This is a genomic window from Micromonospora sp. WMMD714 (assembly GCF_029581315.1).
GTDB classification, from domain to species: Bacteria; Actinomycetota; Actinomycetes; order Mycobacteriales; family Micromonosporaceae; genus Micromonospora; species Micromonospora rifamycinica.
This window is the reverse complement of sequence record NZ_CP120744.1, coordinates 4,045,625-4,065,399: the sequence shown is the minus strand read 5'-3', so window position 1 is coordinate 4,065,399 and position 19,775 is coordinate 4,045,625. Positions and strand designations below refer to the sequence as shown.

General features: G+C 69.9%; 18 protein-coding genes. 8 read left to right on the top strand and 10 right to left on the bottom strand.

The features are described 5' to 3' along the window. Positions 1 to 12: 12 nt before the first annotated feature. From O7625_RS17880 to dpgA, 5 genes are read right to left on the bottom strand one after another with little or no spacing between them, the layout of a single operon-like run. A complete protein-coding gene (locus O7625_RS17880) occupies positions 13 to 1,197 on the bottom strand; it encodes a cytochrome P450 (RefSeq protein WP_282340046.1) in 1,185 nt (394 codons plus the stop codon). After that, entirely contained in the window at positions 1,194 to 2,483 is a 1,290-nt protein-coding gene (locus O7625_RS17875; RefSeq protein WP_282340045.1) for a PLP-dependent aminotransferase family protein, read from the bottom strand. The genes O7625_RS17880 and O7625_RS17875 overlap by 4 nt, the downstream gene beginning before the upstream one ends. Beyond that, positions 2,483 to 3,826 carry a (3,5-dihydroxyphenyl)acetyl-CoA 1,2-dioxygenase DpgC gene (gene dpgC, locus O7625_RS17870; RefSeq protein WP_282340044.1) on the bottom strand — a complete coding sequence of 448 codons (1,344 nt, stop codon included), beginning with the start codon at positions 3,824 to 3,826 and terminating at the stop codon, positions 2,483 to 2,485. Before dpgC ends, O7625_RS17875 begins: the two co-directional genes overlap by 1 nt. Then, the gene (dpgB, locus tag O7625_RS17865) at positions 3,823 to 4,521 is read right to left on the bottom strand and encodes an enoyl-CoA-hydratase DpgB (RefSeq protein ID WP_282340042.1); all 699 of its coding nucleotides are present in this window, start codon (positions 4,519 to 4,521) and stop codon (positions 3,823 to 3,825) included. Before dpgB ends, dpgC begins: the two co-directional genes overlap by 4 nt. Before the next feature lie 20 nt (positions 4,522 to 4,541). Next, a complete protein-coding gene (dpgA, locus tag O7625_RS17860; protein ID WP_282340040.1) occupies positions 4,542 to 5,618 on the bottom strand; it encodes a 3,5-dihydroxyphenylacetyl-CoA synthase DpgA in 1,077 nt (358 codons plus the stop codon). Positions 5,619 to 5,664: 46 nt separating this feature from the next. On the opposite strand from dpgA, the gene dpgD reads away from it, so the two are divergent. Continuing rightward, positions 5,665 to 6,462, top strand: a complete 798-nt coding sequence (gene dpgD, locus O7625_RS17855) for an enoyl-CoA-hydratase DpgD (RefSeq protein ID WP_084261329.1) — start codon at positions 5,665 to 5,667, stop codon at positions 6,460 to 6,462. Positions 6,463 to 6,469: 7 nt separating this feature from the next. On the opposite strand, the gene O7625_RS17850 is transcribed toward dpgD, so the two are convergent. Then, positions 6,470 to 7,630 carry a glycine amidinotransferase gene (locus O7625_RS17850; protein WP_067308963.1) on the bottom strand — a complete coding sequence of 387 codons (1,161 nt, stop codon included), beginning with the start codon at positions 7,628 to 7,630 and terminating at the stop codon, positions 6,470 to 6,472. A 425-nt stretch (positions 7,631 to 8,055) separates the two neighbouring features. Here O7625_RS17850 and O7625_RS17845 point away from each other — a divergent pair, with 425 nt between their 5' ends. From O7625_RS17845 to O7625_RS17825, 5 genes are read left to right on the top strand one after another with little or no spacing between them, the layout of a single operon-like run. Further along, entirely contained in the window at positions 8,056 to 9,093 is a 1,038-nt protein-coding gene (locus O7625_RS17845) for a methyltransferase (RefSeq protein WP_282340038.1), read from the top strand. Positions 9,094 to 9,137: 44 nt separating this feature from the next. Next, a complete protein-coding gene (locus tag O7625_RS17840) occupies positions 9,138 to 10,475 on the top strand; it encodes a DUF6002 family protein (RefSeq protein WP_282340037.1) in 1,338 nt (445 codons plus the stop codon). Positions 10,476 to 10,512: 37 nt separating this feature from the next. Then, positions 10,513 to 11,661: a glycine amidinotransferase gene (locus O7625_RS17835; RefSeq protein ID WP_282340036.1), complete on the top strand. Its 1,149-nt coding sequence runs from the start codon at positions 10,513 to 10,515 to the stop codon at positions 11,659 to 11,661. Between the two features lie 9 nt (positions 11,662 to 11,670). Beyond that, positions 11,671 to 12,174, top strand: coding sequence for a thiamine pyrophosphate-binding protein (locus tag O7625_RS17830; RefSeq protein ID WP_067308974.1), 504 nt, complete (start codon positions 11,671 to 11,673; stop codon positions 12,172 to 12,174). Then, the gene (locus tag O7625_RS17825) at positions 12,171 to 12,740 is read left to right on the top strand and encodes a thiamine pyrophosphate-dependent enzyme (RefSeq protein ID WP_084261331.1); all 570 of its coding nucleotides are present in this window, start codon (positions 12,171 to 12,173) and stop codon (positions 12,738 to 12,740) included. The genes O7625_RS17830 and O7625_RS17825 overlap by 4 nt, the downstream gene beginning before the upstream one ends. A 66-nt stretch (positions 12,741 to 12,806) precedes the next feature. Here the strand turns inward: O7625_RS17825 and O7625_RS17820 are convergent, their stop codons facing one another. The 3 genes from O7625_RS17820 to O7625_RS17810 form a co-directional block, all read right to left on the bottom strand. Then, a complete protein-coding gene (locus tag O7625_RS17820; protein WP_282340033.1) occupies positions 12,807 to 14,201 on the bottom strand; it encodes a transposase in 1,395 nt (464 codons plus the stop codon). Between the two features lie 253 nt (positions 14,202 to 14,454). Further along, on the bottom strand, positions 14,455 to 15,633 hold the full coding sequence (locus O7625_RS17815; protein WP_282340031.1) for a PKD domain-containing protein: 1,179 nt from the start codon (positions 15,631 to 15,633) through the stop codon (positions 14,455 to 14,457). A gap of 448 nt (positions 15,634 to 16,081) precedes the next feature. Continuing rightward, positions 16,082 to 16,954, bottom strand: coding sequence for an aminoglycoside phosphotransferase family protein (locus tag O7625_RS17810; protein ID WP_282340030.1), 873 nt, complete (start codon positions 16,952 to 16,954; stop codon positions 16,082 to 16,084). 116 nt (positions 16,955 to 17,070) lie between these two features. Here O7625_RS17810 and O7625_RS17805 point away from each other — a divergent pair, with 116 nt between their 5' ends. After that, positions 17,071 to 17,505 carry a hypothetical protein gene (locus O7625_RS17805; RefSeq protein ID WP_282340029.1) on the top strand — a complete coding sequence of 145 codons (435 nt, stop codon included), beginning with the start codon at positions 17,071 to 17,073 and terminating at the stop codon, positions 17,503 to 17,505. Between the two features lie 93 nt (positions 17,506 to 17,598). Next, a complete protein-coding gene (locus O7625_RS17800; RefSeq protein ID WP_282340028.1) occupies positions 17,599 to 18,633 on the top strand; it encodes a helix-turn-helix domain-containing protein in 1,035 nt (344 codons plus the stop codon). 157 nt (positions 18,634 to 18,790) lie between these two features. Here the strand turns inward: O7625_RS17800 and O7625_RS17795 are convergent, their stop codons facing one another. Further along, the gene (locus O7625_RS17795) at positions 18,791 to 19,774 is read right to left on the bottom strand and encodes a DNA topoisomerase IB (protein ID WP_282340027.1); all 984 of its coding nucleotides are present in this window, start codon (positions 19,772 to 19,774) and stop codon (positions 18,791 to 18,793) included. Between the last annotated feature and the right edge of the window lies 1 nt (position 19,775).

The following is a 19,775-nucleotide window of genomic DNA, read 5'->3' as shown; positions in this document are numbered from 1 at the left end:
GTTCCCTCCTCGTCACCAGGTGACCGGCAGCTCGTGCACGCCGTAGACGCTGACGTTCGTCTTCAGCGGCACCTCGTCCGGTGCCACGGCCAGCGCCAGCCGGGGGAAGCGCCGGAAGATCGCCGGCAGCGCGACGCGCATCTCCATCCGCACCAGGTTCTGCCCGAGGCACTGGTGGATGCCGTAGCCGAACGCCATGTGCCCGGCCGTCCGGCGGTCGAAGTCCAGCCGGTCCGGCTCGGCGAACCAGCTCCGGTCCCGGTTCACCGCGGGCAGCGAGATCGTGATCGACTCGCCGGCCCGCAGCAGGTGCCCCTCGACCTCGACGTCCTCCAGCGGCGTGCGCGGCACTCCGAAGTGGAAGATCGTCAGATATCTGAGCAGCTCCTCCACCGCGTTGTCGACCAGCGTGGGCTCCGCCTGCAGCCGGGCCAGGTGCTCGGGGTGCGACAGCAGGGTGAAGACACTCAGCCCCAGCGAGCCCGCGGTGGACTCGTGCCCCGCGGTCAGCAGCAGCACCCCGATCCCGGCGATCTCCTCGGTGCCGAGCGAGCCCTCCGCCGCCAGCATGCTCAACAGCCCGCCGGTGTCGGTGTCCCGGCCCACGACCAGTCGCCGCAGCAGCCCGTACAGCTCGTCCATCGCCCGCGAGGCGTCCTGCGCGCTGGCCTCCAGGCTGAACAGCGTCGCGCTGTTGCGCTGGAACTCCGCCCGGTCGCGGTACGGCACCCCGAGCAGCTCGCAGATCGCCAGCGACGGCACCGGCAGCGCGAACAGCGACACCAGGTCGGCCGGCGGCCCGTGCTTCTCCATGGCGGTGAGCTGGTCGTCGACGATCCGCTCCAGCAGCGGTCGCAGGTCCCTCATCCGTTTGGCGGTGAACTTCCCGGCCAGTTGCAGCCGCAGCCGGGTGTGCTCCGGCGCGTCCATGTCCACCAGCCAACCGGGCAACGCCGGTGCGCCGAAGAACGGGTCCGCGCTCGGCCGCGCCACCGGAGCCCGCTTGAACTCCGACCGCGCGCTGAACCGCTGGTCGGACAGCAGCCTCCGGGCCAGTGCGTGACTGGTCACCAGCCAGCCGACGTGTCCGTCCGGGTAGACCATCGGCCTGATCGGCGTCTGCTCCCGGTACTCCGCCAGCTCGGCCGGCGGGTCGAACGGGGTGATCCGCGCCGTCGGCAACGGAACCGGCTTCATGCCCTCACCTCTTCCTTCACGAACGCGGCCAGCCGTCGTACCCCGGTGTCGATCTCGTCGGGGTCGAGGTAGCTGCAGGACAGGCGCAGCTGCCTCTCGCCCCCACCACCGAGGTAGAACTGGGCCATCGGGGTCCAGAGCACGCCGTACTTGCTCGCCGACCGCTCCAGCAGGTCGACGGTGACCGGGACCGGCAGGCGCATCCGGACGAAGAAGCCGCCGTGCGGCCGGTTCCACGCCAGCCGGTCCGAGCGCGCGTCACCGAGGTGCGCGTCGAGCGCCGTGATCAGGTGGTGCAGGTTGCGCCGGTAGAGCTCGGACTTGCGCCTGGAGAGCTCCAGCAGGGACCGGCCGTGCTCCAGCAACATGCCCCCGATGACCGCCTGGCACAGCGGTGAGGTGTTCACCGTGACCATGGTCTTGATCGTGGCGAGTTCGTCGGCGAGCACCTTTCCGCCGTCACCCACGCGCTGGTCCGCGAGCACGTACCCGACCCGCGCGCCGGGGAAGGCCACCTTGGCGAAGGTGCCGATGTGGATGACCCGCCCGCCCTCGTCCAGCGCCTTGAGCGGCGGCAGGTGCTCGTCGGACGGCGCGGTGAACGCGTACGCGTCGTCCTCCAGCACGAAGAAGTCCTCCCGCGCGGCGAGCGCCAGCAGCTCCCGCCGGGCGGCCAGGGTCATCCGGCTGCCGCCGGGGTTGGAGAAGTCCGGGGCGACGTAGCACGCCCGGATCCGTCGGCCCGCCCGCCGGGCCTGCCGACAGGCGGTCGCGAGCGCGTCGAGGTCGATGCCGGCCGGGGTCTCCCCGATCGCGAGGCGCTCGATGTCGAGCAGCCGCGCGGCCCCGGTCATCCCGACGAAGCAGGGGTCGACCACCGCGAGCACGTCACGGTCGGAGCGGAACAGGGCGCGCAGCACCAGGAGCATGCCCTCCTGCGCCCCCACGGTGATCACGATCGCGTCCGGGTCGACGTCGATGCCGTGGTCCCGGGCCAGTGCGTCGCCGACGATGCCGTTGATGATCCCCCGGCCGGGTCCGTACTCGTAGAGCAGCCGTTGCGCCTGGGCGGGGGTGCGGCCCTCGTCCCGCAGGTGGGTCAGGAAACGTCCGGTGTACCGCTGGATGTCGATCTCGGTGAGGAAGTCCGGGTGCGGGGCGCCGGGCGCGAAGGAGATCGCGTCCGGGAACCGGCCCATCACCTCGTTGAGGAAGCCGATCGACCCCAGCAGCGGATCCCGTAGCGACGGGTGCAGGGAGTCCTGGTCGAGCCACGCGGCGCTCATCAGCGCGCTCCCGAGCGCTGCCAACGCCGCTCGACCTTGGCCAGGACGTCGTCGCTGTAGGCCCGGCGCACCTGGGCGTACGCGAACTCGGCCAGATACTCCCGGAACACGTCCAGCGGCTCCTCCGCGAGCACGAGCATCCGCCGGTTGGCGGCCACGGCCGGTGCGCCGAGTTCCCGCACCGCGCGGTCGATCGCGTCGGGCATGTCCTGTGGTTCGACGACCTCGTCGCAGATCAGCCGGCCCTCGGCGCTCGCCACCGGGATGCTCCGCCCGCCCAGGACCATCTGCCGGGCGAGCCGCGCCCCGGTGAGCCGGGTGAGCCGGAGGTTGCCCAGCCCCGGCACGATGCCCTCCTCGGCCGCGGGCAGGCTGACGTAGGCGTCGCGTTCGGCGATCACCCGGTCGAGGACGAGCAGCAGCTGCATGCCACCACCGATGGCGAACGAGTCGACCGCGCCGATCCACGGTTTCGCGACCGTACGGTCCGACCAGGGGCCGGCCGCCGCGTCGACCAGCAGGCCCCGGCACATCTTGTTGAGGTAGCCGAGTTCCCGGCCCAGCAGGAACTCCAGCAGCGGGATCGCGCCGTTGCGCAGGTCCTTGAGGTTGATGCCCGCGCTGAACACCCGCCGCCCCCGGTAGCGGGGGTGGTCCACCTCCCCGCCCCGCAGCACCCCGACGCGCACCTGGTCGTCCAGCAACGCCAGGTCGACGGCCGTCTCCAGGTCGGCGATCAGGCCGGTGTCCTCCGCGTTCAGGCAGTGGGCGTTGCGGAAGGTCACCTCGGCGGCGGGCCCCCGGCGTTCGACCAGCACGGTGTCCAGTTCGGCCACGCCCGTCCGCCGGAAGTCGGCGAGCAGCCCGAGCGCCCGCGGGGTGGGCATCAGCATCGCGTCGATCAGGTGCCGCCCGGCCGTGGCCGACCGCAGCACCGCGGCGCAGAAGATACCCTGGTCGATCTCCCGGCCCTCCTTCTCCGCCTGCAGGTGTCGTCGTTCGGCGTCCATCTGGGCGGCCGACGGCACGAGCCCGGGAAACCGCTCGGCTGCGGCCCGCACGAGTGCGGGCAGCCGGGGATAGCGGGTGCGGCCGTCGGTGAGCAGGTCGTACACGGCGTCCACGTGCCGGGCGAGGAACGCGTGGCGGGCCGCCCGGCAGGCGGCGTGGATCCGGTCCGCGGCCTGCCGCTGCGGGCCGTCGCGCGCGGCCTTCGGGGGCAGCCCGGCCAGTGTCTCCTCGCCCGCGGCGACGTACCCGGCCAGTTCCCGCGCGTCGTCGTCGAGCACGCCGGTGAGGTCCGGGGCCGTCGCCTCCCGCACCGGGGCACCGGTCGTGGTCACGAGGCGGCCCCTACCGCCAGCCTGCGCAGTTCACGGTCGCACGCGGCCAGGTGCACGCCGAGCGCGTCGTCGTACTCGGCGGCGGACGCTTCGAGCAGCAGTTGCCGGCGCACCGCGAGTTCCTGGTCGGACACCCGGCCCATCAACACGGTGGCGGTGTGCACGGCGTCGTCGAGGTCCTCGCTGACCTGGTCGACCAGGCCGAGTTCGGAGGCCTTCGCCACCGAGATGTCCATCCCCCAGATCACGATCTGGCGGGCCCTGGCCACCCCGAGGTTCTGGACCAGCCGGTAGACCGACATGCCCGGCCAGAAGTGCCCGTCGTTGACGGGCAGCAGGAGCACCAGGTCCGGTGCGCCGATGCGGAAGTCGACCGCCAGCAGCAGGTCCAGCGCGGGACCGCCACAGGGGCCGCTGGCCGCCACGACGTTCGCCGCCGGCAGCCGTTCGAGCCTGCGGACCGCCCGTTCCCACCGGTTGACGTCGCGGATCTCGACCTCGCCCGGCCACACCCGGCTCTGCGCCGCCGTGCCGTCGAGCCGCAGCACGACGACCGTCCGTCCGACGCGTTTCTCCACCTGCTCGCAGATCGCGTTCACGGCGTCGGTCAGCTCGGCGAGCGGTCGTGTCACGTCGACCGTCAGTACGAGCGCGAGCCCGCCGGAGACGCCTGTCAATTCGAGGTGCCTGCTCATCGTGGCGGTCTCCCCTTCCGTCACCAGGCCACCAGGGCCATTTCGATAGTTGATCCCGGTCCCATCGTCATGAGGACGCCGAATTCGCCGGGCACCGCGCTCTGCTCGGCGAGCAGACGCTGGTAGGAGAAGAGGAAGGACCCGCTCGACAGATTCCCGTGCTCCCGTAGGACGCCGGTCGTGTGCCGTACGTCGTGGCGGGACAGACCGAGATTCGCACGCACGGAGTCGATCACCTTCTTGCCACCGGAGTGGATGATCCAGTGCGATATGTCGGAGCGGTGCAGGTCCGTCCCGTCGAGCAGCTTTCCGAGCGCGAGTTCGGCGTGCGCGCCGACCACGTACGGCACGTCCTGGTCGAGCCGGAAACTGAACTTGCCGTGGTCGTCGTCCCAGTCGTACCGCATCGCGTCGATGGCGTCGGGGATGATGCAGCTGGAGAAGCGCAGGAGCGCGGGGCCCGGGGGGACGTCGCCGTCCGGCCGGCGGACCGCCACCGCCGCGGCGCCGTCGCCGAACAGGCTGTTGACCACCGACGAACGCATCGTGCCGTCGAAGACGTACGCCGCCGAACACGCCTCGATGCAGACCATGAGCGCCAACTCGCCCGGGTGTGCCCCGGCCCAGCCGGCGACGGCGGTCAGGCCGTTCAGGCCGGCGTTGCACCCCATGCCCACCACGTCGAGCCGCGAGCAGTGCACGCTGAGGCCGAGCTCTTTGATCAGCAGGGCGGAGAATCCGGGCGTGATGAATCCCGTCGAGGAGACGCAGCACAGGTAGCCCACGTCGGACAGCGTCGCGCCCGCGGCCTCCAGGCACGACGCGACGGCTCTCGTGCCCAGGGCGAGACCGTTGGTGACGTGTTTGCGCAGCAGGTCGCCCTGGCTCTCCACACACCGCGAGCCGTCGGGTCCGAGTGGCGGCAGCGTGAGCCCCCGGCGGTCGATCGCGCTGTTGAGGAAGACCGACCGGATCCGCGGGTCGGTGATGCGGAATTCGTCGAGCAGCTCACGCTGGCTGTATGACGTCGCCGGTACCGCGGTGCCGACGCCGACAATGCGCGGGGCATCGACCCGCTTCTTCACCCCGAGCCGCATGGACCTATTCCTTCCCGTGAAAGTCGAGCCGACTAGACTCGCTGCCATGTCCCCTGGAGTGCGTTACGAAAAGAACGGTCATGTGGCCGTCGTGACCCTCGACCGGCCAGAGGTGCTCAATGCGATGGACCTGCGCATGCACCAGGAACTGGCGCGGGTCTGGGACGATTTCGAGGCCGATGACGACCTGTGGGTGGCCGTGCTCACCGGCGCGGGCGACCGAGCCTTCTCCGTCGGCCAGGACCTCAAGGAGCTGGCCGGACGGGTGCGGGCGGGCACCGCGGGCACGGCGACCTTCGGCAGTCGGGGCAAGCCCGGCTGGCCCCGGCTCACCGAGCGGTTCGACCTGGCCAAGCCGGTCGTCGCCAAGGTACGCGGGTACGCGATGGGCGGCGGCTTCGAGCTCGCGCTGGCCTGCGACCTCGTGATCGCGTCGACCGATGCCACGTTCGCGCTGCCGGAGGCCCGGCTGGGTCTGATGGCGGGCGCGGGCGGCGTGTTCCGGTTGACCAGGCAGCTGCCCTGGCGTACCGCGATGGGGCAGCTGCTCACCGGCAGGTCGATGACCGCCCGGCGGGCCTTCGAACTCGGCCTGGTCAACGAGGTGGTGCCCGCCGACGAGCTGGACGCCTGCGTCGACGGGTGGGTGGCCGACATCCTCCGGTGCGCGCCGCTGTCCGTGCGGGCGATCAAGGAAGCGGCGACGAAGTCGCTCACCATGCCGCTGGAGACCGCGTTCTCGACCCGGTTCCCCCGGGAGGAGCAGCGGATGCAGAGCATGGACGCCGTCGAGGGTCCGCTCGCGTTCGTGGAGAAGCGCGAACCACGGTGGCAGGGCCGCTGAGCGCCCATCAGCGGAGGTAGTCTTCCGCGCCGCCCTGGCGGACGGTGTCCAGGGTGAAGCAGTGCAGGCCCCCACCGAACAGCCGGCGGTGGCGGTGGCGGACGGGTACGGCGGTGAACCCGTGCCGTTCCAACGTGCGGGCCAGCTCCGGGCACGCCTCGTTGACCAGCACCGTCGCCGGGTCGACGGAGAGCACGTTGAGGTCGATGAACGGGCTGGTGAGGATGAGGTCGTCGTCGTCGTAGCGGGGGAAGCTGTCGCCGTCCGGCTCGGGCGCGACGATGTGGTCCCAGCTGCGCAACGGCGCGGGGAGCTTCTCCATCACCTCGGCGGAGCGCACCAGCAGGGTGCCCGGCCGTAACGCCAGCACCATGCTGTCGAGGTGACTGTCGCTCAGCTGGTACACCCGGTGGATGCGGAACCGTCCGGCGAGGTGGCGTTCGAGCCAGTCGCACGCCAGGGCGTGGTTGGCCGTCGAGACGTTGGCGACGACGTCCCGGCCCAGTCGCAGACACTGGGCGCCGTCGAACATCATCTCGAACCCCACGTCGTACGGTGACGGGCGCGGGTCCTCGATCGTCTCGGTCGGCCCGCCCGCCGTGCCACTGCGGACGTAGGACAGGTCGAACGAGGCGTCGGTCATCATCGGCCGCGGCATGACCGTCCACCGCGCGCCCCGCCGGAAGTAGTCGGCGAAGATCGGCTTGAGCAGCTGCGTCTCGAAGTACCGCGAGCGGATCATGGGTGGGGTCTCGATGATCTCGTCGCCCAGGATCAGGGTGTTGTCCCGCACGTTGAGTGGTGGGACGACGGCGGCCGACCACGCCGGCGTGGCGACCTCCACCGTGGACGGGTCCAGGGTGATCGGCCGGTGGACGGTCACCGCGAGGGACTCGAGGGTCTTGGCGAGCCCGTCGAGGTCCTCGCAGAGCTCGGCGACGTACCGCTCCTTGATCGGCACCCGGCCGGGCTCCGGCGCCGCCGCGGTGGCCGCGCGAGCCGCCAGGCGGGGGTAGTACCACTCGGTCCGGAAGGACCGGTTCTCCCTGATGTTGTCGTGGAAGAACAGGTCGAATGACAGCTCACGGTCGTGCGATATGTAGTTGTCGGCCGAGCCGACAATTACTTCCTTCAGCGGCGACCACTCGTCAAAGCTGTTGAGCTGCATGCACTCCCCCGGGGCTGCATCTGATTAGTCCGCGCCGGACACCCGCGTGACCAGTGGTGCGGTCTCACCGGCGGTGTCGAGGGATGCGCGAGACGGTGACCCACAAGGCGCTTTCCATTAGTCGATCTAGGCACCTGGGGGCTTCGTGACCACTTAATCACACACAATCACCGCCGTAAATGTGATCCACGTCACACCAATTGGGATGCTGGGCCTTTCGGCCTTCGGGTAGGCTCGCCAACGCGGTCAATCTATTCAAACTTCTCAATGATCATCGATGGTCGGGAGAGGTGAACGGGGGTCTCCGCGACACGAATCCGCATTTCAAACGCGACAACCATCCGCGCGACCGATCGCCTGCGGCATGTCGCGGAAATACTTTCCATCGGGAATTCTTACCAGCCTGCACGGGAGAGGTGGGGCCAATGCGTGCCGCACACGATGGCGATCCGGTCTATGAGCGCTTCCAGTTCCTGATGAACGCTCCCGCGTTGTTCAACGCGGTGGCCACCTCCGTCGAGCTGGGGATCTTCCATTTCCTCGCCGACCGGGCCGAGGCGACGTTCGACCAGATCCACCAGCACACGGCACTGCCGCCCCACCAGCTCCGGGTCCTCCTCCAGGCGGTCTGTTCGACCGGGCTGCTGACCAGGCGGGACGGCCGGTACGCCAACTCGGCGGTCGCCCAGGATCTCCTCGCCTCCGACGACGAGGACAGCTGGGCGCACATCATCGTCGGCTGGAAGGAGGTCTACTACCCCGCCTTCGGGCAGATGACGACGGCGCTGCGGGCGGGCACCAACACCGCACTCGACGCCTACCCCGGCGACGAACCCACGCTCTACCAGCGGCTTTCCCGCAACCCTGACCTTGAGGCGGTGTTCCACCGGGCGATGAGCGCCTTCACCCTGCGCTCCGTCGACGCGCTGGTCGAACGGCCGGAGTTCGCCGAGGTGCGGCATCTGCTCGACGTCGGCGGCGGCGACGGCACGACGTCGATCCGCCTCGCGGCGCGCCACCCCCAACTGAAGTCGACGATCTTCGACATTCCCAGCGTGTCCAGAATCGCCGACGGCAAGACGACCGCACTGGCCGACCGGGTCGACCTTCTCTCCGGCAACATGTTCACCGACAACTTTCCGCTCGGCCCGGACGCCGTCCTCTTCAGCCACGTGCTGGAGATCTTCTCCGCTGAGCAGATCCTGGCGATGCTGCAGAAGGCCTATGACGTCCTGCCGGTCGGCGGACGGGTCTTCCTGTACGGCTACAACGTCTCCGACGACGAGACCAGTGGCATTTTCTCGGCCCGCCTCGGCCTGTACTTCAATGTGCTGGCGAGCGGGCAGGGCATGGCATATCCGGCAGCGGACTACGAGCGCTGGTTGAGCCACGTGGGCTTCCGCGACGTGACCACGGTCCGCGGTCTCCCCTTCGAGCACGGCCTCAGCATGGGCACCAGATAGCATCGACCACCGAAAACAGCGCGGAATTCCGGAAGGCTGTCCACATGCTTCTCGAGAATGCTCTCGCCCATTATTATCCGCAGGTTCAGGATGCACTGCGAACACTGTCGGGCAGTGCCGCGTCGAGCGAGTTCACGCCCGGTGTCGAACTGCCCGAACCGACACCCGCGATGCGCGAGTACCTTTCGGCCTCCCATCTGGGGCACACCCGGATGGGGCGGTACCGCGGCCGGAACCTCGCGCTGCTGGACCTCACCCGCAACCCCGGGACGATGACGACGAAGACCTTCGCCTCACTGGTCATCGTCGCCCGTGCGGTCGGGTACATCCAGCGCACCGGCGAGCGGGTCACGATCATCACGCCGTCCTCCGCGAACAAGGCCGTCGCCATGCGGGACGCGGTGCTGCGGGCGATCAGCGCCGGACTGGTCACCCCCGACCAGCTCAACGTGGCGGTCGTCGTACCGGCCGGCTCGGTCCACAAGATCCGCGCGTCGGAACTGCTCACCGACCCGTACCTGCGCGCCCGCAACCCCATCGCGGTGTACCGGGGTGACGTGCCCGGCACCGTGAAGACGATCGCGCGGACCATGGTCGACACCCACAGGGAGGCACTGGAGAAGAGCGCCAAGACCAACCTCTGGTACACCCTGCAACTGGAGAACTACCTGGCCGCGGACGTGGTGCGGGCGCTGGCGGAGGAGGAGTTCTTCCCGCCGGCAGCGACCGTACCGCGGCTGCACGTGCACGCCGTGTCCAGCGCGTACGGGCTGCTCGGGCACGCGTACGGCCGGGAGCGGTTCGGCGGGACCGGCCTGCCCTCGCGCTACTTCCTCGTGCAGCATCTCGGCGCGCCGGACATGGTGGTCAGCCTCTACCACGACGGCGACTTCGACAGCAGGCACCTGCCCGACTACTCCTACCAGCCGGAGTCCGGTCGCTACGTCCAGCGGGAGGACCCGCACTTCCCGGCCGTCACCTTCGACCCCCGGGAGACGCTCGACCCGACGTTCTACACCAGGACCCCGGTGACCTCGGCCCGGATGAACGCGCTCATCCACGGCCAGGGCGGCGGCGGCGTGGTCGTCTCCCTCGCCGAGTGCCTCGAACGGTACGGCCAGACCCGCGCCCTGCTCGGTGAGGCGGGCGTGCCCGTCCCGGCAAATCCGACCGCGCTCCGCGAGTGGTCGCTGGTCATGGCGGTGACCGGGATCCTGAACGCCATCGACCGGGACCTGGTGCCGGAGGACGACATCCTCGTGCACGGCTCCGGCTGCTACGCCACCGGCGACTTCGACGAGGTGACCCTCCGCGACATGCACGAGGTCGACACCGACGACGACTCGCTCAGGAACGTGGTGCTCGACGCCGCCGCACTGTGACCGCCCGCCACCGCTTCACCAGGAGGGGACCTTCCCGATGCGCCTGAACAGCTACGACGACTTCTCACCGCTCAAGGAGGTCGTCCTCGGCTCCGCGACGGGCTACCTCGACCGGATCGACGACCTGTCGTTCGACATGTTCGTCAGCGACAACCTCACCGGCGCCAAGGGGTACTACCCGAGCATCACCGACTGGTACGACAGCGCCTCCCGGGGCGACCGCAACGAACCGCACCGGCTCGCGACGAAGAAGCGCTTCCTCGGCGAGCTGATCGAGGACGTCGAGGGCATCGCGGCCATTCTCGAGTCCCTCGGGGTCCGGGTGCTCAGGCCGATGCCGCTCGACCCGCGCCCCGGGAACGTGGCGACCCCCGCGTGGTCCGCACCGGTCACGCCCCCACTGAACGTGCGGGACAACACGCTGATCCTCGGCGACGAGATCATCGAGACGCCGCCGACCCTGCGGGCGAGGTACTTCGAGACGCAGTTCCTCAAGCCGATCTTCATGAGGTACTTCGCCGAGGGCGCCCGCTGGACGACGATGCCCCGGCCGATGATGACCGACGCCTCGTTCGACCCGGAGAACGTCGCGAACGCGGCACCCAACATCGAGGTGCCGGTCGACCCCCGGCCGTCCGCGTACGACGTCGGCCCGGAAATCATGATCGACGGCGCGAACTGTCTGCGGCTCGGCCGCGACCTGATCGTCAACATCTCCAACGCCAACCACGCGCTGGCCTACGACTGGCTGGAGCGGCACCTGGCGGGGCGCTTCCGCGTCCACCGCATGCACAAGCTGACCCAGAGCCACATCGACAGCGTGGTGATCCCGCTGCGGCCGGGCACCCTGCTCATCAGGTCCGAGCGGGTCCTGGACTTCCTGCCGGAGCGGCTGCGCTCGTGGGACCTGATCGTCTCCCCGGTGCCCGACGTCAGCGACTACCCGCAGTACGACAACGACGACCCCATTCCCGCCAGCCCGTACATCGACCTCAACCTGCTGTCGATCGACGAGAACACCGTGCTGGTCAACGACGCCTGCAAGACCCTGATCCGCACCCTGGAGGACCACAGGTTCACGGTGGTGCCGGCACGGCACCGCCACCGTCGGTTGTTCGGCGGCGGTTTCCACTGCTTCACCCTCGACACCGTCCGTACCGGCGGCGCCGAGGACTACCTCGGCTAGGAGGGGTTCATGGCGGTTCCCGACTGCGCATCGGCCCTGTCCGACGCACTGCTGGAGCACGAGTTCGCACCGTTCTTCGGCACCCCCTGCGGCATCCTGGCGCCTCTCTACAGCCGGCTCGAGGCCGCTGCGGACCTGTGGACCATCTCGCGCGAGGACAACGCGGTGGGTGTCGCCGCCGGCGCCGCGATGGCGGGGAGGAGCCCCGTGGTCCTGATGCAGAACTCCGGTCTCGGCCAGTCGGTGAACGCCCTCGCGTCCCTCGTCGTGCCGTACCGGATTCCGATGCTCCTCATCATCAGTCTGCGCGGCATCCCCCCGGACTTCACCACGGAGAACATCGTCATGGGTCGTCTGACCGAACCACTGCTCCGCGAGGCGGGCATCCCCACCGCCCGACTCGCGGAGGAGAACCTCGCGGCGCAGACCGACTGGGCCAGCCGGCTCGTGGTCGAGGACCGCCGACCGGCGGCCCTGCTCGTCCCCCCGGCCCTGCTCGGGTGGCAGGCATGAACAAGACGGCAGTGATCCGCGCGCTGATCGAGGCGACGTCCACCGACCCGATCATCTTCACCACCGGCTACTCCTGCCGCATCGCCAGGAACGTGGCGGACCGGCCGAACCACTTCTACATGACCGGCAGCATGGGCCTCGCGGCCGCCATCGGCACCGGCATCGCGTTGTCGACGGGCCGGCTCGTGGTGGTCGTCGACGGTGACGGCGCACTGGCCATGAATCCGGGTTGCCTGCTCACCGCCGGCGCGCTCCCCCACCTTCCCCTGCTGCACCTCGTCCTCGACGACGGCCGGTACGACTCCACCGGGGGCCAGCGCGTCCCGTCGCGACGCATCAACTTCACCGCCCTGGCCGAAGCCGCCGGATACACCGGCGTCTGGCACGTCGACGATCTGAGCAAGTTCCGGGAGTTGCTGCACAGCGAGGCGAGGACGTGCACCAGCCCCACCTTCGTCCACTGCGAGCTGACCGAGGAGGACGAGGCCGGCACACCGCCGAGAATCGAGGCCGAGCTCGCGCAGCACCAGCTCCGGTTCAGCCGACACCTCACCTCGTCCCGGTGACCGGACGCCCGCGCCGTACGGTCGGCCTGCCGCGGTGGCTGCCAGCGGCCGGTGGTGCCGGGTCGGCTAGCCCAGGATCGCCTCGATCAGGCGCATGGTGCCGTCATGCTCCCATCTCGCCTGGTAGCCGGCGACGGTCAAGCCCGGTGGATAGTGTGCCGGCAGCTTCGCCCAGCTGCAGCCGGTGCGTCTGCGGTGGTAGATCGCTTCCACGATCAGCCGCCGGTGGTGCTGCCGGCTCCGGTGCGGGTCGCCCGGCAGGATCGCCGCGACCTGCCGCCACTGCTCGTCGGTGATGACGCCCTGAGTCGACGGTCCGTGCTGCTCGACCCGCTCAGGAGGGCGGGATGGTGGTCGCGGCACCTCGACGGCTCTCGGCGCCTCGACCGGTTCCGACGGTCCCGCGCCGCCCTGCCGGCTCTCCCTGGCCATCAGCCGGGCCCGCGCCGCCGCCGCGATCTGTTCCCGAACCGGCAACGGCTGGGCCGGCGGATATCCGGTGAAGCCGGGTTCGAGGGCGGCGGTGAGGAGCCCGCAGACATGGCGGAGCTGCTCCCACTGCGGGGCGAGGGCCAGCAGGTGGGCGGTCGACGGATCGTCGGCCTGCCTCTGCGGCCCGCCGAACGCCTGGAGACGACCGAGGATCACCGGTTGGCGGTGGGCGTACCAGGCCAGGACGCGGGCGATGGCATCGTGCACCGACGACCGGTACTCCTCCTGGTACGGCCCGGCCAGGTTGAACGCGTACGCCTGGGTGTTGTATTCGGCCATCTCGGCGGCGAGGTCGGGGCAGTCCGCCAGCACCTGCGGGAACTGGTCGGGGTCCAGGTAGTCCAGCCACCGGGGCGCCGGCTGGTCACCGCCGTCAGGTGCCGGGTTCCCGGGCTGACCGGGCAGGTCCGGTTGCGCGACGGTGGCGGGCAGATACCACTGCCGCAGGTGCTCGTCGCAGGCGGCGGCGAAGTACGGCAGGTACGCCGCGGCGACCTCGCCGGCGAGGGCCTCGGCGGCCACCGACCATTGGGCGAACGTGAACCCGGTGTCCACCTCGAACACCTGCGTCAAGCGGGTGACCAGCGCGAACATGTCGTCGAGCTGGGCGAACTCCGCGACGAGCGTCGGATCGACCTCCCCGAACGCCATCGCCAGGGGGTGGTCGACCCACGGCGGCCGGACGGTGTCCACCAGCGCGACGACGAGGTGGTCGCGGTCCAGCTGCCCACCGGCGTGCTGCTGGAGCAGCGTGATCGTGGCCAGGCTACGGCGCAGCTGGTCGACGCCGGTGTGGGCGGCCTGTTCGTCGGCCCAGGCATGGAACATCGCCAGGCAGGTGGGGTTCTGCTGGGTTTCGACCCAGGCGAGGCTCTGGAAGAACGCCGGCTGGTGCTCGGCGATCCAGGCGAAGGTCGTGGCGAACGTGTGTTGCCATGGCGCCGGCTGGACGTCCTGATGCGGGTACACGCCTGTCTCCCGGTCGGTGGGCGGGTCCGCACCAGCGTGCGCCGGACCTACCGGCCCGTTCCCCGGTCGCCGGCCGGTCCTGCGGGCAGTCCGGGTTGCCCCTGCGGGCAACGCGGTGCCGACCGGTGCGGGCGCGGCGACGTCGAGACGCGGTGCCCACCGCCGGAGGCCGGCTGGACAGCACCGTCGGGCGTGTCGACAAGGGTGGCGTCGGCGCGGAACGCGATGCCTCCCGCGGGCTGGTCTCGGGCCGTCACTGTGCCTTAGACCTTGATCGACTGTCCTGCCGACTCGTGGCCGGTACGGCCGGGCGGGTGACTGCCCCGTCGTGGATCCGTACCGGAACGACCTTGGTCGTCTTCCCTTTTCGGCCATCAAGGGTCGTCACGGTCAGACTTACCTGGTAGTCACCGTCGGCCGCGTACTGATGAGTGGGGGAGAGCCCTTCGAACGTCGTTCCGTCACCGAATTTCCACAGCCGTGAGGCGAATTCCACCCTGCCGGGGTCGAACGAGTAGTCATGGAAGGAGACGGTGTCCAGGGTGCTCGGATCGGTGGGGCTGTAGGAGAAATCCGCATTCGGGTTCGGCGTGACGTGGACGTCGAGTTCGGCCGGCCCCGTGCTCGGTTCGGTCGGGCAGCACCGCAGGTCGACCTGGAACAGGTAGGTCGTGCCAGCTTCCGCCCGGAAGGTGAACGGGACGTTGTACCGGTATGAGCAGCCCAGCAGGGTCAGATTCGTCAACGACGTCCCGCTGTAGCCGGCGACCGAGCCCCAGTAGCCCGCTGAAGCGGTGATGGAGCGGGTGACCGCGGGGGTGTACGAGTACCAGCGCGTCTGCTTCGCATCGAGGCAGGCGGTCGGTTCGCCGACCTCCATGCTCGCGGTGTCCAGATCCACCGCGCGTGAGAACGGCAACTTGTCGATCACCTTGGCGGCGGCGAAGCTGTCGTTCTTCGGCCGGTTGGTCCGCCTGAGGGAGAAAGCCAGCTCACCGGCCTCCGCCTCGAAGTACGAGGTGACCATGAAGTGGTAGGTGGTGCCCGCGGTGGCCGTGAAGGTGATCCGGGAATCCGCGTCGCCGTAGCTTTCGTTGCAGGCTACGAGGTCCAGCGACCCGGAGGGGCCACTCCAGGCGGACAGGACCGTACTGTAGTCGCTCCCGAGGGTGCTCGCCTGGATCAGCGTGTCCTTGGTGGGAGTGAAAGTGAACCAGACGGACTGATACTCTCCGCATTCCCCGGGATCCGCCGGATCGGTGGTGGCGCTGCTGGTGTCCTGCGTTGTCTGGAAGGGCAGGCTGCCGACCGTCGTGGCGCTGGCGAATTCGTCGTTCGCGGGCTGGGCGAAGGCCGCTGTCGGCCGGACACCGACCAGCGCGGTCAGAATAGCCAAAACTAGGGAGAGTCTCAGTACCGCCGGTTTGATCATTGCAACTCCTTGCGGTAAGCGTCCGGTTTCGCTCCGTAGGCCGTGTCAGGTTAGCAGAGCGCATTGCCCGGAGTGATGATTCGTATCGCGGGGTACGGCTCATTCATGGTTCATTCCAGTTCGCATCCGATTGTGGATATGATGCGGTATTGCCTATGCATCAGTGATGGTTCGCCACTCTGCCGAGATCGAGTAAGATCTCAACCCACCAATGTCTGCATTCTTTCGACGGTCGGCACTCGTGGGAAGCTGATGAGCGTCCTGATGCGGACGAACGGTGGGTGGCACTCGTCGTCAGCGTCGATGAGGGAGCGGATCGCACCGATCAGGTCGGCCGCGTCCAGGAGTCGGTGTACGTCAGATCGTGGGACACGCCGCGCACCTCGGCCGACCCTCTCGCCCGGACCGCCGTACCGTCAGGCGGTGACGGCCGGATCACGACCGAACCTCACCGGCATCCACCCACCCCGATGTTCGGGACCGGTCGGTTCTCCTGTCCAGACTGGGCCGTCGCCCTCCGAAGCTCGCTCAACCACTCGACACCGAGCCGACGGCCGTCGGGGAACTGGTCCTCGCGATCCCAGCGCCACGCCGTGATCATCGCCAGCACGAGGACCCGGCAGTCTCGGAGCAGCTCGCGATCGACGCCCGGATAGTGGTCACCGACCTCCTCGGGCGCGTGCGCCAGGTCGAACTCGACCGGCCCACGGCAACACGTCTCGAAGTCGATGAACAGCGGGCCGACCCGGGTCCGGAGCAGGTTCCCTGGATGGGGTTCACCGTGCAGAAGCTGCTCGGGCCGGCTGCTCCCGCTGACCGCGTGCCGCATCCGGTCCAGCGTGCCGGCGAGGAGGACCCGGTCCGGGTCGGCCAGCTCCGGCGTCCGGGCCTGGTCGGCCACGAGCGTCCGCGCTGCGGAGACCCGGTCCGTGAAGTGCGGGACGGGCAGGTCGACCTCCCGCATCCCGGCATGCAGACGGGCGAGTGCGCCGACGTACTCCGCGTTCGACAGTGATCCGGCAGGCGCCGGTTCGTAGTAGGTCCACAGGGTGACCACGTAGTCGCCCCGCACGAGGACCTCGGGGAACTCCAGCGCAGCCACCGGGCTGCCGACCTCGGCCAACCGCCGGGCGACGTCCACTTCGAGCCGGGCGCACTGGTGCGCTGCCGGCGCGACCCGGGCGAGCACGGCGCAGGGCTCCAGCCTCAGGGTCAGGGCGTTCGAGTTGTGCAGGACGACAGCATCGTGGGCGGTCAGGCCGAGCCATGCGGCGCCCGACACGGCCGCCTGCGTCGCCCGCCGAACCTCAGCTGCCCGCACCACTGCACCGTAGTGCAGGGAACCATGTTCGTCGTGTACGACGTCGTGGGGCGAGGCCACCAGGTCGGCGATCCTCCGCTGCAGGCAGGGATCCGGGCGCTCGATAGCATGCCCGCATGTACGCGCTCTACGCCTGGGGAAACTTCATCGGCGAGGTCGGACTCGACCGGCGGCCGGCCTGGCTCGACCCGACGGTACTCCGCGGCGAACGACAGGTCGTCGACGAGAGCCTGATGATCGGCGACACCGACACGCTCCTGGTCGACGGCGCCGGCACGCTCTTCGAGATCGACGACGACAAGAACCTCGTGCCCGGTAGTGCACTCATCGGCCGCGACCTCAGCGGTGTCACCTGGCGGGTCTCCCGCATCCGGGTAGCCACCGACGGCACCCGCGAGGACGCCCTGCGCATCGTCGCGGCCATCGAGGAGGACAGCGACTTCTACGAAGAACACGAGCGGCACGAGTACAACTCGGTCCCGGTCGGCGAGGTCGTCACCCTCTGGGAAGACGATCACGGACAGTGGACGATGGCCCTGGTCGAACTCTGAGACAGCCCGTGTCCGTCCGAGCCGACCGGTGCCGGGCGGGTGGCCCCTTCGTCCAGAATGGAGCGGTAGTGCCCGCCGACGGGGAGGCCGGACATGGTGCACCGCACAGTCATCGACACGCAGCGACTACCGCCGGCGGAACGGTTCGGGATGTGGCTCGACCTGGTGGCCCGCACCTCGACGCCGCTGCGGATCCGCTCCGACCACCAGCACGACTTCCGGGCCAGCGCCGAGATCATCGACCTGGGTCCGGTCCGGTTGCTGCGCTACCGCTACCCGTCGCTGGAGGCGGTCCGTACCGCGAAGCTGGTCCGGCGCTCCGAGGTGGACTACCACCTGCTCGCCCTCACCCTCAACGGCACCGGCGTCGTCGGGCAGGCCGGCCGGCAGAGCCGGCTGGACGCCGGGGAGTTCACCTTCTACGACGGCTCGCGCCCGCACGAGGTCAGCCACTTCGGTGACGAGTGCGACCAGCAGTATGCCGCCTCCGTGGTCGCCCTGATCCCGTACGGCGCGCTGCCGGTCCCGCCGGAACGGCTCAGTCCGCTGCTGGCGGGCCGGATGTCGGCCAGCGAAGGGCTGGGCGCGCTGGTCGCCCAGTACCTGACCCGGATCACCGCGTTTCCGGAGCAGTACCGACAGGCCGACGCCGAGCGCCTCGGCGGGGTGGCACTCGACCTGATCTCCACCATGCTCGGCCGGCACCTGGTCGCCGAGGACGACGTGCCCCGCGAGGTACGCCGTCGGGCACTACTCGCCCAGGTGCGCGACCACGTCCAGCGACGGCTGGGGGACGCCGGCCTGACCCCGGGCTCGATCGCCGAGGCGCACCACGTCTCGGTCCGGAGCCTGCACCGGCTCTTCGAGCAGGAGCAGACCACCGTCGCCTCCTACATCCGTGAGCTGCGCCTGGCGCGGTGCCGGCGGGACCTGGCCGATCCGGCACTGGCGCACCGACCGGTCCAGGCCATCGCCACCCGTTGGGGATTCCGGGACAAGGCGCACTTCAGCCGGGTCTTCCGCGCCGCCCATCAGCTGACACCTCAGGAGTACCGGACGCTCCACCTCCAACAGGCACGGATGGTCAACAACCCGGCGTCCGGAGTCAACCCGGGCTCGCCATACTGACGGTGGGCCGAGGGTCACCCGACCGGACGGCCCGACGGTAACGGGGGACCGCGGCGTGGCGTCCGTGACCCAACGTCACGGGCGGCCCGCCCCGGTGCCGTCCCCGGAACCGGGACGCGGGCGGCCCGCCCCGGTGCCCCGACCGCGCGGCGGGCGCTCAGGCCTCCGCCAGCAGCTCCAGCACCGCCCGTTCGACCTGCTCACGGGGGGCTTCGGGGGGCACCGGCAGCAGCACGCCGTCGTGGTAGAGGTCGACCACCCGGGGATCCACGTACGACGTCCGGGCCACCGTGGGTGTGTTGCCGAGCAGTTCGGCCACCGCCCGCATCACCCCGGCCACCGCACGGCGACGGGCCGTGACGGAACGCTGCGTCCCCACGGTGGCCAGTTCGGTGGCGGCACGTACGGTGGCGTGCCAGGTCCGGAAGTCCTTGGCGGTCATCTCGCCGCCGCTGGCGTCCCGCAGGTAGCCGTTCACCTCGTCGCTGCGCACGTCCCGCCAGGCCCGGCCGTCCCAGTAGCCGAAGAGCCGCTCCTCGGCCCGCCGCCGCCGACGCAGGTTGGTCAGCACCCGGCACAGCTCCGGGTCCTCGATCCGGCGGACCTGCTCGACGCCGCCCTTGGCGGGGAACTCGAAGACCACGCAGCCGCCCCGGGACCGGGCGTGCTCCGGGCGCAGGGTGGAGACGCCGAAGGTGGCGTCCTCCCCGACCGCGTACTGCTCGTTGCCGACCCGGAACGCGCCCATGTCGAGCAGCCGGGCGACGGTGGCGAGCACCCGGTCCCGGTTCAGCCCCCGGCCGGTGAGGTCGCCGGCGATGCGCTCGCGCAGGGCCGGCAGCCGTCGGGCCACCTCCAGCACGTGGTCGAACTTCGCCTCGTCCCGCTTGCGCCGCCACTGCGGGTGGTAGAGGTACTGCCGGCGACCGGCCGCGTCGGTCCCGGTGGCCAGGATGTGCCCGTTCGGGTACGGCGCGATCCAGACGTCGGCCCAGGCGGGCGGGATCACCAGCTCGCCCAGCCAACCCAGCACCTCCGGATCCCGCACGGGCGTACCGTGCCGGTCCAGGAAGGTCCAGCCCTTGCCGCGTCGGCGACGCCCGTACCCCGCCCGACCCGGATCACTGCGCCGTAGTCGCACC